Here is a 13,482-nt window from a genome sequence, read left to right as displayed (position 1 = left end):
TTTTAAGGCAAATGAAAACCGCCCTAAGGCGGCTTGTTACTAATTTAATTTCTCATAAATAAAAATTATTGGTCCAAATATATAAGAAACTAGGTGGACTGTGCGGTGAGTTAGGAAAAAAATATCTCCAATTTTATCATTTACAATATAGTATACTTTAATCATTGTAAAGACAGAAATTACAAAATATATGGTTGGAATTAGGCCAAAGCTCTTAAAAGGGTCGATTTTAAAAACTTCCGTCATAAGTAAATAGTATCCACCAAAGCCAACAAGTCCAAAAATAAATACTAAAAAATCATAAAAATCAAATTTCTTTTTCATAAGTTTCTTCCTTTCTAAAGAAAATATTCTACTATTGTAATTTTAAAATATCCAAGCCTGAGCCTGGATATTCTTCTTAGTCTTCGATTCTTATTTTCATTGATGCCTTAAAAGTTTGGCCAGATTTTAGGATGTAAGGCTTACCGCCCTCTAAGAAGGACTTGCCATTATAGCAAGGTTCTACACATCTATAATCTTCTAGGAAATCTGTCCAGATGGCAAATTTGTGGAAATTATCGCTTGTGATTTTTATATTAAAATTTTCCGCCCTAAATTTTACTTCACTTGCATCCAAAAAGTAAGTGTCTTCTAGGTTAAAATCAGCAAAATCTAGGCCCTCTACTTTAAAGTCTTCTCCTGCTCTAAAATATGGGTGAAAGCCTGGTGCTACTGGTAGGTCCTTATCAGACCTATTTACCATCTTTATCTCAGCTAATAAATAATCTTCTCCCAACTCGTAGCTTATAAAGGAATCTACTCCTTCATAGCCACATCTTCCTGCAAGATAGAGGTCGATTTTTTTATCGCTTATCTCTTTAATTTCCCATTCGTTATCTCTTCCATAGCCATGATCTTTAAGGTCGTTTATCTCGCTTGGACCAAAAGATGGAAGGCATGGGTGGCTGCCACCTCTTGTTTTATTTTCGCCTTTTATTTCTCTCTCAAATTTTGGATAAAATACATCTTTCCCATCATAGGTGAATTTTTCTATGTAGGCCCCATTTGTATTTACTTGTAAATATATTTTTTGATTTTTTAATTCTTTTTCCATAAAATCTCCTTTATTTTATTTCTACCCAAATCTTATAAGACCATGACAAGGGTGCCTATGGTTATGAAAATTGCTCCAATTATGGCCTTCTTGCTGGCCACTTCTCCTAAAAATATAAAGGCAAATATTATTGTGAAAACTACGCTTAGCTTATCAATTGGTACAACCTTTGATACATCTCCTAGTTGGATTGCCTTATAAAAGGCTAGCCAGGATATACCTGTGGCAAGGCCTGATAGGATTAAAAATATGAGGGATTTTTTGGATATATGTGTAAGGTCATGCTGGCCACCTACAACGAAAACCATTATCCAAGAAAATACTAGGACTACGCAGGTCCTTATAGCTGTGGCTAGGTTGGAATTTATATCTCCTATGCCTACTTTGGCTAGGATTGATGTGAGGGCTGCAAAAATTGCAGATATTAGAGCGTAAAAATATGTCATTATTTCTCCTTATAAAAAAGCTCTCCCGGCTTGGGAGAGGCTTTTAATCTTCAAATTCGTCTGCTAGGATATTTTTAAGTACTTCTGCTTCCTCAGCACTTAGGGTTATACCCTTGCTCATTCTTGTGTGATCTTCATTCCAGTCTCTAATATCGTATTTTGGGTCTCTTTCATTCCAGCTTACTAGGTTAAGCTCCTTGGTCCAACCCTTAGCATTTGTTGATAGGACACCGATATTTTCTACTATATCATATTTAATTGCCATAATTAACCTCTCAATCTTTTGTTTACTTCTTTTTGTATTATATTATAGTCATAGCCTGCATAAGTCAAGCGTCTTTCTCTTTCCTTACCATATGACCAATAACCATCTAATACCTCTTGGACAAGTTTTTCCATTGGCTTATAAGACTTGCCCTTAATAAGAAGTGGATAATCCTTATAAAGGACGTTTTTGTCTATATTGCCATTATAGCCATTTACCCTTCCTGTGTGGGCGTATTGCCAAACATCAAAATCGGTATCTGTATAGCCCGAATAATTTTTAGCCTTATAATCTGCTATCCAGAATTCGTTTTTATTTCTTACTTCTTTAGTAAGGTGGTTTTTGGCAAAATGTGGGTAGGAATAAATTCCTGCTAAGTAGCCCTTGGATTTCATGGTTTTTATGAAGGCATCTGCTGCTCTTGATAGATTTTCTCTACCTGCCTTAGCTTGTCTTAGATTATCTTCTATATCTATATAGATTGGAAGGGATACATTTTTACCTTTAACAAAATCTAGGACAAAGTTTGCTTCTTTCCTAGCTTCTGCCTCGTTTGTAGCCCTTGAATAGTGGTAAAATCCAATTGGGACTCCCCTTTTGTTTAAATTTTCATAGTGGGCATCTACGGTGAAATCTTTTCTAAGATAGTAGGTCTTTTCCTTAGTTTTTTCATCTTCCTTGAAAGTTGTTATTGATGAACGAAGGATGGCTCCTTCTATGTCTTTGGCAAACTTATCATAGTTGATAGAACTTGGCTTTTGGTGCTCTGAAATATCTACTACATTTGAATAGACAGCTGTCTTTGGATAAAGAACTGGGGCTTTCTTTTCTTCCTTGGCTTCTTTTATGGCCTCTTTAGTTTCTTGGGTTAGATTTTGAGCCTTGTTATTTTTGGCAATTTCTGCCTGACGTCTTTCCGAAATCTTATTTGTATCAACCTTTATCCCATTTTCTACTAGGATCTTGTCCAAATTGCTATTATCATAATAAACTATTTCGTCAGCAAAGGCTAGGCTTGGTCCAGCTAAAAAAAGAGCAAGGCCTAGGCCTAATATTTTTCTAATTTTCATCTTATATCTCCAATATATCATCCAGATTTATGTGGCAATAGCCAGCTGGATTTTTCTTTAAATAATCTTGGTGGTATTCTTCAGCCCTAATATAATTATTTAGGACCTTGACTTCCACCATAATTTTCTCTTTTTCATTTTCTTGCTTTATATTTAAAAAGTTTCTTGCTGCTTTTAAAATTGCTTCAGACCTAGAATATATTCCAGTCCTATATTGGCTTCCCACATCATTGCCCTGTTTGTTAAGGCTTGTTGGGTCAATTATATAGTAAAAATGTTCAAATATCTCATTTAAACTTATGATTTCTTCATCAAAGCTGACTTTCACTGTTTCTGCAAAGCCTGTAACTTTTAATTCTTCATAGGTGGTTGTGGCAGTTTTGCCATTGGCATAGCCTACTTCTGTCTTAATAACTCCATCAAGATTTGAAAAGTAGGCCTCAACTCCCCAAAAGCATCCACCTGCTAAATATACTTCTATCATTTTTTTCTCCCTAATAATATGCTTAAAAAATCTGTTCTCCTGTGGCTTCTTTCCTTATATGTCCTTAAAGATAAGGAAAATGATGATGACAATAAGACTCCAAAGGCTATAGCTGCTGCTATACCAAGGGCCTTATAAAGCGAAATTATGGCCATAGGTGTCTCATTTGCTATAAAATATCTCATCGTGTTGTAAATCGCTTCTCCTGGGCAAAGATTTATTATACCAGGGAAGATAAATATGCTTGCTGGATAATGAAAAACCCTTGCCAAAACTTCTGAACTTATGGCTATAAATAAGGCTGACATAAAAGAAGCTATATAGACAGATTCGCTAAATTGCTCCACAAGTCTAAATATCACCCAGCCAAAGCCAGCGTTAAGTCCTGAAACTAAGACTGACTTTTTAGGAGAATTAAATACATATGAAAAGCCAAAGGCAGATATAGTTGAAATTATAAATTCTTTTATATATAACATCTTAACTCCATAGCTTCATAATAGTAATTGGTGTACCAACTCCCATAGCAAGGGCTGTTGAAATTAAAATTGCAATAACAGCTCCCGTTAAGCCTGAGGTTGAATCCCCACTCATCAAGTCTCTCATTGAATTTGTAAGCATAATTCCAGGAACAAAGGCCATCATTGAGGAAATTATAACCTTAGATGACTCGATCCCCCCAATAAAATTAAGGGCAAGGATAGTTACCAGTGAAACCATTACTCCATAAAGGTAATTAACGACAAAATATCCCAGGCCATTATCTTCAAGAAAGTGAGCAAAATAGTAGGATAGACTTCCTACAAGAAAGGAAATTAACATCTCATTTATACCACCCTTTAAAAGGAGTGAATAAGCGCCTGCTGCTATACCTGCACCCACTATCTTAAAAATTAGGGGTTTATCTTCAGATTCCTTGATATTTTTAAGCTCCCTTAAAGCATTTTCAAGGCTCATCTCTCCCCTGCAAAAGGACCTAGAAAAGCTATTGACCTTATCAATATAATAGAGGTTATTTGATCTGGACTTAACCCTTCTAACATTGGTGTGGACTTCGTTCTTGTAGGAAAAACTAAGGATTATGACGTTGGAAGTCGAGTAAACATCCACATCCTTGGTGTTTTTCTTACTTCTTATAATTCTTTCAATTGTATCTTCTACCCTATAAACCTCAGCACCATTTTCAAGCATGATGGCACCAGCATCGCTGGCTATTTCTGATAATAGGACAGCTGATTCTTCATTTCTTATCTGATCGTGCATAATTTTTCCTATAGGTAAGTATTCTTATACTTTTTGATATTATCTTCGTTTAAAAACTCATAGGCTGCATTTACCTCTTGGAATTTCTCCTTAGCACCTGGCTCTTTATTTAGGTCAGGATGGTATTTTTTGGCAAGCTTTCTATAATTAAGCTTAACCTGGTAAATGTCTGTATTTAAAGGTAGGTCTAAAGTTTGACAAGATTTTTCGTATTTTTCCTTAAAACCTAGGTCATTTACTCCATAATTCTGATATCCACCTTGGTTTTGATAGTTACCAAAGCCAGAAAAATCTCCTTGGCCAAAATCTCTTGTTTCATAGTAGGTGAAGTTACCGAATATATCTTCAAAGTAATCATTCATCCTCTCTTGGCGAGCCCTAGCCTCTTCTTCGGCAGCTCTTTGTCTTTCCTTTTGCCTATCATTTATATATTTTTCTGAATAATCACCAAGGGAGTCAAAGCCTTGCTTTTTACCTGTAATTAAGGAGTTGGCCCTGTCATACATCCATTCGGTTAGGACGTAGTTTCCATATCTTAAAAATGATATAAAACTTGGTCCTAGAACTGGTATTATCATGATTACAAAGATTGCCATCCATACCTTTGATGGTAAAAATAGGAGCAAGGTTGGCAAAAATATAAAAGTAGAACAACCCAGCATAAATACGACTGCAAGGAGGGATCTGATGCCCTCAAAGGTCATTACTAAAATATTCATAAAATTTATAAGGACTGTAAAAATAGTCCCGATTACTGTTGCAAGTCCGTGAAGGAACTTTCCAAAAAATTTCTTCATAAGTCACCCTTTCTCCCTTTATTATACATCTTAAAGGATTTTTACCAATAAAAAGACGGAAGCTTCCTTCCGCCAATTTTATCCAAATAAGTCTGTGTTATTGGAATTATATAGATTGTAATAAACACCTTTCTTATCTAAAAGGTCCTTATGATTTCCTCTTTCAACTATGCCATCATAGGTTAAAACTAGGATTTCATCGGCATTTATTATGGTTGATAGCCTGTGGGCTATGGTTAGGGTTGTCCTACCCTTAGATAATTTTTCAAGAGACGCTTGGACAATTGCCTCGCTCTTATTATCTAGGGCACTTGTAGCCTCATCTAGGATTAGGATTGGTGGATTTTTCAAAAATACCCTGGCTATTGATATTCTTTGTTTTTGACCGCCGGATAATTTTACTCCACGTTCTCCTATATAGGTATCAAGACCATCTGGCAAATCTTTTATAAATTCATCTGCCCCTGCAAGTCTTGCAGCTTCCTTTATTTCAGCTTCAGTTGCATCATCCTTACCATAGGCGATATTTTCCCTAACTGTACCTGAAAAAAGGTAGACATCTTGTTGGACTATTCCTATATTATTTCTTAAAGATTCTATTGATAGATCTTTGATGTCAGTATTGTCGATTTTTATAGTACCCTTATCAACATCATAAAATCTTGGGATTAGCTTAGAAATAGTTGTCTTTCCAGCTCCTGATGGACCAACTAGGGCTATATTTTCGCCAACATTTATTTTAAATGACATATCTTCTAATACATATGGATCTTCATCAGGTGTGTTTGGATATTTGAAGTAGACATTTTCAAATTCAATCTTACCCTTGACATCATCGAGATTTTCTGGATTGTCTTTATCAAATATATCCTTATCAAGACTCATTACTTCTACAAATCTTTCTATACCTGTAGTTCCTGCTTCAAAGGTGTCGGTGAAGTTGATTAGCCTTTCAATTGTTGCAATTAACATATTTAGATACATTGTAAAGGCAATAAGATCTCCAGGGCTTATCTCGCCGCTTACGACAAAGTAGCCACCAAAAGTTATCAAAAGTAGATACATAATACCTGAAAAAGAATCCTTGACCATGAAAAATCTAGCCATGGCATAGTACCTGTCAGATTTTATATCGGCAAATTTGGAATTTTCCTTGGCAAATTTACCCTTTTCAACTCCTTCATTAGCAAAGGACTTTACTACGCTTATGCCAAGTAAAGTATCCTCTACCCCTGCATTGATCGCCCCTATTTGACGTTTGGTCTCAAATGTAGCCTGTCTAAATTTCTCCCTAGACCTTCTTGACATGATATACATGATTGGAATCATTAAATATATTATTAAAGATAGTTTGATATCAATATTTATCAATACTATAAAGGATATAATTAGTTTGATTGCCCCGACTAAGAATTCTTCTGGGACGTGGTGGGAAAATTCTGTTATTTCAAACAAATCTGAGGTAAGTCTTGTCATTAGCTGACCGACCTTTGATTCGTTGAAAAATTCTGTATCCATCTCTAGGAGGTGGTTAAAGATATCCCTTCTCATGTCCTTTTCAATGAAGGCTCCCATAATGTGGCCCCTTGATTGCATGAAGTATTTGGCTATTACTGATATTGACTTAGTTATGGCATATATTATAGCAACCTTTATTATCCTTGGCCCATCGAGGATTCCAATTTGTGCCCAATCTGTAAGATAGGATAATAAAATTGGAAGGATTAGCTCTGATAGGGTTGTAAGACTTGCTGCTATTAAATCTTGTATTAATACCTTTTTGTATGGCTTATAATATGGTATGAAGCGTTTCAAAAGGTATTTGGTTGTGTATTTTCTCTTTTGCTTTTCCATAAAACTCCCTTCTTTTATTATTAATAATAGCTTTATAATACTATATTTTATAAATATATCACCTCAAATTGCTTTTTACAGGCTCATTGCTTAATCCTTGTCAAAATAGTATATTATCAGTAAAGAAAAGCTTATATCCACTAGCTTTTAAATTCAATTTGAGGAGGAATAATGGCAAGAATTATTGAAAAGACAAATTTGAATGCTAACACTATCAAATTTGTTGTTAAAGCCCCAGAGATTGCAAGAAAAGCTCTCCCAGGCCAATTTATTATCCTAAGGCTTGATGAAAAGGGCGAAAGAGTGCCTTTTACTATATCATCAACTGACGAAGAAAACGTAACTATCATTGTACAAATTGTCGGTGGTACAACTATGAGGATGGATGGCCTTAAGGCTGGTGATGGATTTTTAGACTTTGTAGGTCCACTTGGAGTGCCAACAGACCTAGATTCACTTAAGGGCAAAAACGTCTGTGTTGTAGGCGGAGGCCTTGGTACTGCTATAGCCTATCCACAAGCAAAATACCTTCATGAGGTCGGAGCAAATGTCGATGTAATAATGGGTTTTAAAAATAAGGACATAATCATACTTGAAGACGAGCTAAAGGCTTGTTCTGATAATTTATACATAACAACAGACGATGGATCTTATGGCAGACAAGGTTTTGTAACCCAAGTGCTCGAAGATTTAATTAATGAAGGCAAAAAATACGACCACGTCCTAACAATAGGACCTGCTATCATGATGAAAAATGTAGTGGCTGTCACAAGGCCACATGACATTCCTACAACTGTGTCAATGAACTCTATAATGGTAGATGGAACTGGTATGTGCGGATGTTGCAGGCTAACTGTAGGCGGAGAAATGAAATTTGCTTGCGTAGATGGACCTGACTTTGACGGCTTCCTTGTAGATTTTGATGAAGCTATGAATAGAGCTAGAAACTATGCTACAGAAGAAAGAGAACACATCTGCAACCTAACTGGGGAGGTAAGAAATGGCCAAATTTAATATGAGTCAAGAAAAAGTCAAAATGCCAGAACAAGACCCAAATGTTCGTAACAAAAACTTTGAAGAAGTAGCCCAAGGTTACACTCTTGAAATGGCTCAAGAAGAGGCTATGCGCTGCGTTCAGTGCAAGAATAAACCTTGTATGGATGGTTGTCCTGTTTCTGTAAAGATTCCAGAATTTATCCACCTCATCACAGAAGGTGATATAGAAGCAGCCTACCAAAAAATTTCTGAAACCAACAACCTCCCAGCTATCTGCGGCAGGGTCTGCCCTCAAGAAAACCAATGCGAGGGTGTATGTACCAGGGGCAGAAAGGGTGAACCAGTTGCAATCGGTAGGCTTGAAAGATTTGTCGCAGACTATCACAATAATTTAAAATATAAAAAACCAGTAGAAGTTTATGCTAACAAGGAAAAGGTAGCTGTTGTAGGTGCTGGTCCATCAGGCCTAACTGCAGCAGCAGATCTTGCCAAACTTGGCTACAAGGTAACCCTCTTTGATGCCTTCCACACAGCTGGAGGAGTATTGATGTATGGTATACCAGAATTTAGACTTCCTAAAAAGCTTGTAAATACAGAACTTAAAAACGTAATTGGCCTAGGTGTTAAGCTTAGAACAAATGTCATAGTTGGCAGGACCCTATCCCTTGATGACCTAAAGGAAAAGGGCTATGAAGCAATCTACATCTCGACAGGTGCAGGTCTTCCTTCATTTTTAGGAATTCCTGGAGAAAACTACAATGGAGTCTACTCAGCAAATGAATTTCTAACCCGTATGAATCTCATGAAGGCCTACAAGTTCCCAGAATATGACACACCAGTCCACGTAGGCAAAAAAGTATGTGTAGTAGGTGGTGGAAACGTAGCAATGGATGCTGCAAGATCAGCCAAAAGACTTGGGGCAGATGTAACAGTAGTATATCGTAGAAGCTTTGAAGAAATGCCAGCAAGGGCTGAAGAAAGCCACCACGCCATAGAAGAAGGCATCAACTTCATGAACCTCCACAATCCAGTAGAAATCATCGGCGAAAATGGTTGGGTAAAAGCAGTTAAGGTTGAAAAAATGGTCCTAGGAGAGCCAGATGCATCAGGCAGACGTAGACCACTTCCAACTGGAGAATATGAAGAAGTCCCATTTGAATCAGTAATAATTTCAATTGGCCAATCTCCAAACCCACTCATCAAACACACCAACCCAGACATAGAAACAGAATCCTGGGGCGGAATCATAATAGATGATACAACCATGACCACAAAAGATGGGGTCTTTGCAGGTGGTGATGCTGTAAGCGGCGCAGCTACAGTAATCCTTGCCATGGGAGCAGGCAAAAAAGCTGCAGCAAATATTGATAAATATATAAGAAATAAAAACGACAAGTAAAATACAAGGCATGGATAGAAATATTTTCTCCATGCCTTTTTACAATAGAAAATAATATTTTTTTTATTTTATTAGGGAGAATCATTTTACAAATAAAAATTTATAGTATAATGTATCTAGTTAGATATATCTATATAGATATAGCTAAGGAGTGAATATGGAAAATGATAATTTAAAAATCCTTATAGGTCTTCATAAGAATGTAAAAGAACTTGATTCTAGGACCCTGGCTATCGCAGGAACATATGGGCTTTCCTTTAGCCAATTTATGGTTCTTGAGGTGCTTTTTTCAAAGGGCAAATTATCTATAAGCGAGGTTAGGGATGCTATTTTATCTAGTGTCGGCACCATTTCTCTTGTAGTATCAAATCTTGAAAAGATGGGCTATATAAAAAGAGAGGCCGATCAAAATGACAAGAGAATTTGTATCCTCTCCCTCACTAATGATGGCTATGACCTTATTAAAAAAATAGTCCCTGAAAATGAAAAGATGATAAATACCTACATGGCAAGGCTTGAAGAAAATGAGAGAAAATCTCTACTTGCCTTGCTAAAGAAGTTAGGAAGTAAGATTGACCAGTAGAAAAGTAAAAAGCAAGCTAACCGGTTTTAGGACAAAAGACGGGGCTGGCGTAAGCTTGGTAAGAGTCCTTGGCAACCAAACCGTATATGAATTTGACCCAATCCTAATGCTTGATTCCTTTGATAGCACAAATCCAGATGATTACACAGCAGGCTTTCCCCTACATCCACACAGGGGAATTGAGACAATTTCCTACCTTGCCAGGGGGAAAATGGTCCACAAGGATACCCTTGGAAACGAGGATACCATAACAGATGGAGAGGTCCAATGGATGAATGCAGGCAGCGGAATCCTGCACGAAGAGCAAGTTCCTGCATCAGAAAGGCTCTTGGGAGTCCAGCTTTGGCTAAACTTACCAAAAGCAGATAAATTTTCAAAGCCTTATTACCATGCTATTAGAAAAAATGATATCCAAGAAATAGAATTTGATTCTGGTAAAATCAGGCTTTTAGCAGGATCTTATAAGGATTACCAACGCTTTAAGGGCGACCACCTTCCCCTTGATTATTATGATATCCACCTAGAAAGAAATGGAGAAATCACCGTAGAAACTGAGGATGATGCCTCAATTATGGTATTTACCCTTCTAGGCCAGATATCAATAGAAGGTGAAGTAATACAAGAAAAGACCGCTGCAAAACTTACAAATGGTACAAAGGTCACCATCAAAAATATGAGTGATTTTGCCCAAGTTCTTTTTATAAGCACCAAGGCCTTAAATGAGCCGGTAGCCTGGGCAGGGCCAATTGTAATGAATAGTCAAGATGAACTAGAAGAAGCCTTTCTAGACCTTAGAAATGGCAACTTCATCAGAGATGATTTAAAATTTGAAGATTAAGGAGAAAAAATGAAAATAGGATTATTAGTAGGATCACTTAGAAAGAATTCATGGAATAAAAAGCTTGCCAAAGAAGTAGCAGAACTTCTAGATGTTGAAACCTATAACATCGACCTAAGCGATACACCTTTTTATAACCAAGACCTAGACATGGGCGACATTCACCCAGCCTACATCAAACTTAGAGAAGATGTAAAAAAATGTGATGCCTTTATCTTTATCACACCAGAATACAACAGGTCCCTTGCCCCAGTCTTAAAAAATGCAATCGATATAGGATCTCGTGGACCAGAAGGCAACCTTTGGGCAGGAAAACCAGCTACAGTATTTAGCTCAACAATCGGTACAATGGGCGGTGTATCAAGTAACCTTGCCCTAAAGCAATCCTTTACCTGTGTAGACCTCATAGCCATGAGCAAACCAGAAGTATACCTAGCTAAGATAAACGAATTATTTGACAAGGACGGCAAACTCATCGAAGAGACAAGACCATTTGTAAAAAGCGCCTGCGATGCTTTCGTAGACTTTGCTAAAAAATTTATAGACTAAGAAAAAAGGTGATGGAAAATTTAAATATTTTCTCCATCACCTTTTATTTATCCTCTTCTTATCTTATCAAGCCACTCCTGATTTTCTGGGTCATTTGAAAATCTTTCTTTCCTATCAAGGCTGGCAAGGGCATTCATGTCCTCTTCGCTAAGGTCAAAGTCAAAAATAGAAATATTTTCCTTAATCCTTCCCTCATTTGAAGATTTTACAAGGACCATGGTATCCCTTTCAATATTCCACTTAAGGGCAATTTGGGCAGGAGTTTTTCCATACTTATCCCCTATTTCTTTTAGGATGTTCTCATCCAAAAGATTGGACTTTCCTTGAGAAAGTGGTCCCCAAGCCTGGTGGAGGATGTCATTTTCCATTAGGAAATTTTTATTATCAGTATCTTGCAAATACAAATGACTTTCTAACTGGTCAAGGACCGGCTTTTCGCCAAGACTTATAAGTTCTGTAAGCTGCGGAATTGTAAAATTACACACACCTATAGATTTAACAAGGCCTTGGTCCCTATAATCCTGAAAAACCTCCCAAGCCTTATCAAAATCTTCTCCATACCAATGAAGTAATAAAACATCAATGTAATCAAGGTCAAGCTTTTTTAAAGAATTGTCAATTGATCTTTTGCAAGCATCTGGATCAAAATCTACAGGCCAAACCTTGGTAGCCACTTGTATTTCTTCCCTTTTAAGACCAGAACCTTTAAGGTATTTACCAACTAAATCTTCATTTTCATAGTATTTTGCAGTATCAAAATACCTATAGCCAGCTTCTATTGCAGAGCCAATAGACCTTTCCATATCAGCTTCTTCAGTAATTTTAAAAGTCCCAAAACCAATTGCAGGAAGCTTAGTTCCATCATTTAATTTGAAATATTTCATATCTACTCCTTAGAATTCTTATCATCATATCATCAATAAATTTATACCCTATTTAGTAAATATGTTATAATAAAAATATGAAAACAGTATTAATAACAGGATCTTCCAGGGGAATAGGTGCTGCAATTGCCAAAAACCTTGCAAAAGATTATCAAATCGTAATAAATTATAATAAGAGCAAAGATGAAGCCATGGACCTTTTAAAAGAGTTAAGAGAAATAAATCCCATGGTAATAGCCATAGGGGCAGATGTATCAGATGAAGACCAGGTAGAAGAGATGTTTAAAATAATTGAAGACAATTTCAAAAGTGTCGACATCCTAATAAATAACGCAGGCATATCCTACTTTGGCCTAATCCAAGACACCCCCTTTGATAAGTGGCTAGATGTAATAAATACCAACCTTAATTCGGTCTTCCTAAACTCCAAAAGAGCAATACCAAAAATGATTGAGAAAAAAGAAGGAGTAATCATAAATATCAGCTCAATCTGGGGAGACTTCGGAGCAAGCATGGAATCATCATATTCCACAAGCAAGGGCGCCATAAATACCTTCACCAAGGCCATGGCCAAAGAATTAGCCCCATCAAATATAAGAGTAAACGCCATAGCCCCAGGCATGGTAGATACAGACATGATGAAAAGAGACTTTAGCCCAGAAGAAATCGATCAGTTAAAAGAAGAAGTAGGCATAAAAAGACTAGCAAAACCAGAAGAAATCGCAGGCCTAGTAAGGTACTTGATCTCTGATGAGGCTTCTTATATAACTGGGGATATTATTCATATAAATGGGGGGTTTTATTAATTACAGTAATTTATATACTAGTTATTAGGTTTTTTTATCCAAGATAAAATTATTATTTAATATTATTCTTCGTAACTTTATCTTTTAATAAATGATTATTATTTACTATTGAATCTTCGTCTCAAGGGGGAGCCCCAAGGGACCTTCCGCAT

Annotated in this window: 17 protein-coding genes; 6 read left to right on the top strand and 11 right to left on the bottom strand. The window is 36.5% G+C overall.

All coding sequences use genetic code 11. The annotated features are described in order from the left end of the window. Positions 1–39 precede the first annotated feature (39 nt). The 10 genes from RRB46_RS06030 to RRB46_RS05985 all read right to left on the bottom strand — a co-directional run bounded on the left by RRB46_RS06030 (position 40) and on the right by RRB46_RS05985 (position 7,275). Entirely contained in the window at positions 40–324 is a 285-nt protein-coding gene (locus RRB46_RS06030) for a hypothetical protein (RefSeq protein WP_297689149.1), read from the bottom strand. A gap of 76 nt (positions 325–400) precedes the next feature. Next, entirely contained in the window at positions 401–1,096 is a 696-nt protein-coding gene (locus RRB46_RS06025; RefSeq protein WP_311537847.1) for an aldose epimerase, read from the bottom strand. A gap of 32 nt (positions 1,097–1,128) precedes the next feature. Beyond that, a complete protein-coding gene (locus RRB46_RS06020; RefSeq protein WP_297689145.1) occupies positions 1,129–1,542 on the bottom strand; it encodes an EamA family transporter in 414 nt (137 codons plus the stop codon). A gap of 43 nt (positions 1,543–1,585) precedes the next feature. Beyond that, positions 1,586–1,807, bottom strand: a complete 222-nt coding sequence (locus RRB46_RS06015) for a YdbC family protein (protein ID WP_106459917.1) — start codon at positions 1,805–1,807, stop codon at positions 1,586–1,588. 2 nt (positions 1,808–1,809) lie between these two features. After that, positions 1,810–2,877 (bottom strand): GH25 family lysozyme, encoded by a 1,068-nt coding sequence (locus RRB46_RS06010; RefSeq protein ID WP_297689142.1) that lies wholly within the window; start codon positions 2,875–2,877, stop codon positions 1,810–1,812. Position 2,878: 1 nt separating this feature from the next. After that, positions 2,879–3,361, bottom strand: coding sequence for a peptide-methionine (S)-S-oxide reductase MsrA (msrA, locus tag RRB46_RS06005; RefSeq protein ID WP_311537846.1), 483 nt, complete (start codon positions 3,359–3,361; stop codon positions 2,879–2,881). Beyond that, the gene (locus RRB46_RS06000; protein WP_296127174.1) at positions 3,358–3,840 is read right to left on the bottom strand and encodes a threonine/serine exporter family protein; all 483 of its coding nucleotides are present in this window, start codon (positions 3,838–3,840) and stop codon (positions 3,358–3,360) included. The genes msrA and RRB46_RS06000 overlap by 4 nt, the downstream gene beginning before the upstream one ends. 1 nt (position 3,841) lies before the next feature. Beyond that, positions 3,842–4,624, bottom strand: coding sequence for a threonine/serine exporter family protein (locus RRB46_RS05995; RefSeq protein WP_311537845.1), 783 nt, complete (start codon positions 4,622–4,624; stop codon positions 3,842–3,844). A gap of 8 nt (positions 4,625–4,632) precedes the next feature. After that, positions 4,633–5,421 carry a J domain-containing protein gene (locus RRB46_RS05990; RefSeq protein WP_296127178.1) on the bottom strand — a complete coding sequence of 263 codons (789 nt, stop codon included), beginning with the start codon at positions 5,419–5,421 and terminating at the stop codon, positions 4,633–4,635. Positions 5,422–5,499: 78 nt separating this feature from the next. Further along, positions 5,500–7,275, bottom strand: coding sequence for an ABC transporter ATP-binding protein (locus RRB46_RS05985; RefSeq protein WP_311537844.1), 1,776 nt, complete (start codon positions 7,273–7,275; stop codon positions 5,500–5,502). Positions 7,276–7,446: 171 nt separating this feature from the next. Here RRB46_RS05985 and RRB46_RS05980 point away from each other — a divergent pair, with 171 nt between their 5' ends. The 5 genes from RRB46_RS05980 (at position 7,447) to RRB46_RS05960 (ending at position 11,640) form a co-directional block, all read left to right on the top strand. Further along, entirely contained in the window at positions 7,447–8,289 is an 843-nt protein-coding gene (locus RRB46_RS05980) for a sulfide/dihydroorotate dehydrogenase-like FAD/NAD-binding protein (protein ID WP_311537843.1), read from the top strand. Continuing rightward, entirely contained in the window at positions 8,276–9,670 is a 1,395-nt protein-coding gene (gene gltA / locus RRB46_RS05975) for an NADPH-dependent glutamate synthase (RefSeq protein ID WP_311537842.1), read from the top strand. Before RRB46_RS05980 ends, gltA begins: the two co-directional genes overlap by 14 nt. 157 nt (positions 9,671–9,827) lie before the next feature. Then, the gene (locus RRB46_RS05970; protein WP_311537841.1) at positions 9,828–10,253 is read left to right on the top strand and encodes a transcriptional regulator, SarA/Rot family; all 426 of its coding nucleotides are present in this window, start codon (positions 9,828–9,830) and stop codon (positions 10,251–10,253) included. Further along, positions 10,243–11,091 (top strand): pirin family protein, encoded by an 849-nt coding sequence (locus tag RRB46_RS05965; RefSeq protein WP_311537840.1) that lies wholly within the window; start codon positions 10,243–10,245, stop codon positions 11,089–11,091. Before RRB46_RS05970 ends, RRB46_RS05965 begins: the two co-directional genes overlap by 11 nt. A gap of 9 nt (positions 11,092–11,100) precedes the next feature. After that, entirely contained in the window at positions 11,101–11,640 is a 540-nt protein-coding gene (locus tag RRB46_RS05960; protein ID WP_311537839.1) for an NAD(P)H-dependent oxidoreductase, read from the top strand. 47 nt (positions 11,641–11,687) lie between these two features. On the opposite strand, the gene RRB46_RS05955 is transcribed toward RRB46_RS05960, so the two are convergent. Continuing rightward, positions 11,688–12,524: an aldo/keto reductase gene (locus tag RRB46_RS05955; RefSeq protein WP_297689129.1), complete on the bottom strand. Its 837-nt coding sequence runs from the start codon at positions 12,522–12,524 to the stop codon at positions 11,688–11,690. A gap of 77 nt (positions 12,525–12,601) precedes the next feature. On the opposite strand from RRB46_RS05955, the gene ymfI reads away from it, so the two are divergent. Beyond that, on the top strand, positions 12,602–13,330 hold the full coding sequence (ymfI, locus tag RRB46_RS05950) for an elongation factor P 5-aminopentanone reductase (RefSeq protein ID WP_297689127.1): 729 nt from the start codon (positions 12,602–12,604) through the stop codon (positions 13,328–13,330). Positions 13,331–13,482 lie beyond the last annotated feature (152 nt).

Origin of the sequence: uncultured Anaerococcus sp., from assembly GCF_963512375.1 — a bacterium.
GTDB lineage: Bacteria > Bacillota > Clostridia > Tissierellales > Peptoniphilaceae > Anaerococcus.
Note: the sequence above shows the minus strand (reverse complement) of the source record. Positions and strands in the feature narration are given on the sequence as shown.

Bases quoted from the DNA above. Each gene is read 5' to 3' on its own strand.
- RRB46_RS06030 (WP_297689149.1), bottom strand. From the start codon at position 324: ATGAAAAAGAAATTTGATTTTTATGATTTTTTAGTATTTATTTTTGGA.
- RRB46_RS06025 (WP_311537847.1), bottom strand. From the start codon at position 1,096: ATGGAAAAAGAATTAAAAAATCAAAAAATATATTTACAAGTAAATACA.
- RRB46_RS06020 (WP_297689145.1), bottom strand. From the start codon at position 1,542: ATGACATATTTTTACGCTCTAATATCTGCAATTTTTGCAGCCCTCACA.
- RRB46_RS06015 (WP_106459917.1), bottom strand. From the start codon at position 1,807: ATGGCAATTAAATATGATATAGTAGAAAATATCGGTGTCCTATCAACA.
- RRB46_RS06010 (WP_297689142.1), bottom strand. From the start codon at position 2,877: ATGAAAATTAGAAAAATATTAGGCCTAGGCCTTGCTCTTTTTTTAGCT.
- msrA (WP_311537846.1), bottom strand. From the start codon at position 3,361: ATGATAGAAGTATATTTAGCAGGTGGATGCTTTTGGGGAGTTGAGGCC.
- RRB46_RS06000 (WP_296127174.1), bottom strand. From the start codon at position 3,840: ATGTTATATATAAAAGAATTTATAATTTCAACTATATCTGCCTTTGGC.
- RRB46_RS05995 (WP_311537845.1), bottom strand. From the start codon at position 4,624: ATGCACGATCAGATAAGAAATGAAGAATCAGCTGTCCTATTATCAGAA.
- RRB46_RS05990 (WP_296127178.1), bottom strand. From the start codon at position 5,421: ATGAAGAAATTTTTTGGAAAGTTCCTTCACGGACTTGCAACAGTAATC.
- RRB46_RS05985 (WP_311537844.1), bottom strand. From the start codon at position 7,275: ATGGAAAAGCAAAAGAGAAAATACACAACCAAATACCTTTTGAAACGC.
- RRB46_RS05980 (WP_311537843.1), top strand. From the start codon at position 7,447: ATGGCAAGAATTATTGAAAAGACAAATTTGAATGCTAACACTATCAAA.
- gltA (WP_311537842.1), top strand. From the start codon at position 8,276: ATGGCCAAATTTAATATGAGTCAAGAAAAAGTCAAAATGCCAGAACAA.
- RRB46_RS05970 (WP_311537841.1), top strand. From the start codon at position 9,828: ATGGAAAATGATAATTTAAAAATCCTTATAGGTCTTCATAAGAATGTA.
- RRB46_RS05960 (WP_311537839.1), top strand. From the start codon at position 11,101: ATGAAAATAGGATTATTAGTAGGATCACTTAGAAAGAATTCATGGAAT.
- RRB46_RS05955 (WP_297689129.1), bottom strand. From the start codon at position 12,524: ATGAAATATTTCAAATTAAATGATGGAACTAAGCTTCCTGCAATTGGT.
- ymfI (WP_297689127.1), top strand. From the start codon at position 12,602: ATGAAAACAGTATTAATAACAGGATCTTCCAGGGGAATAGGTGCTGCA.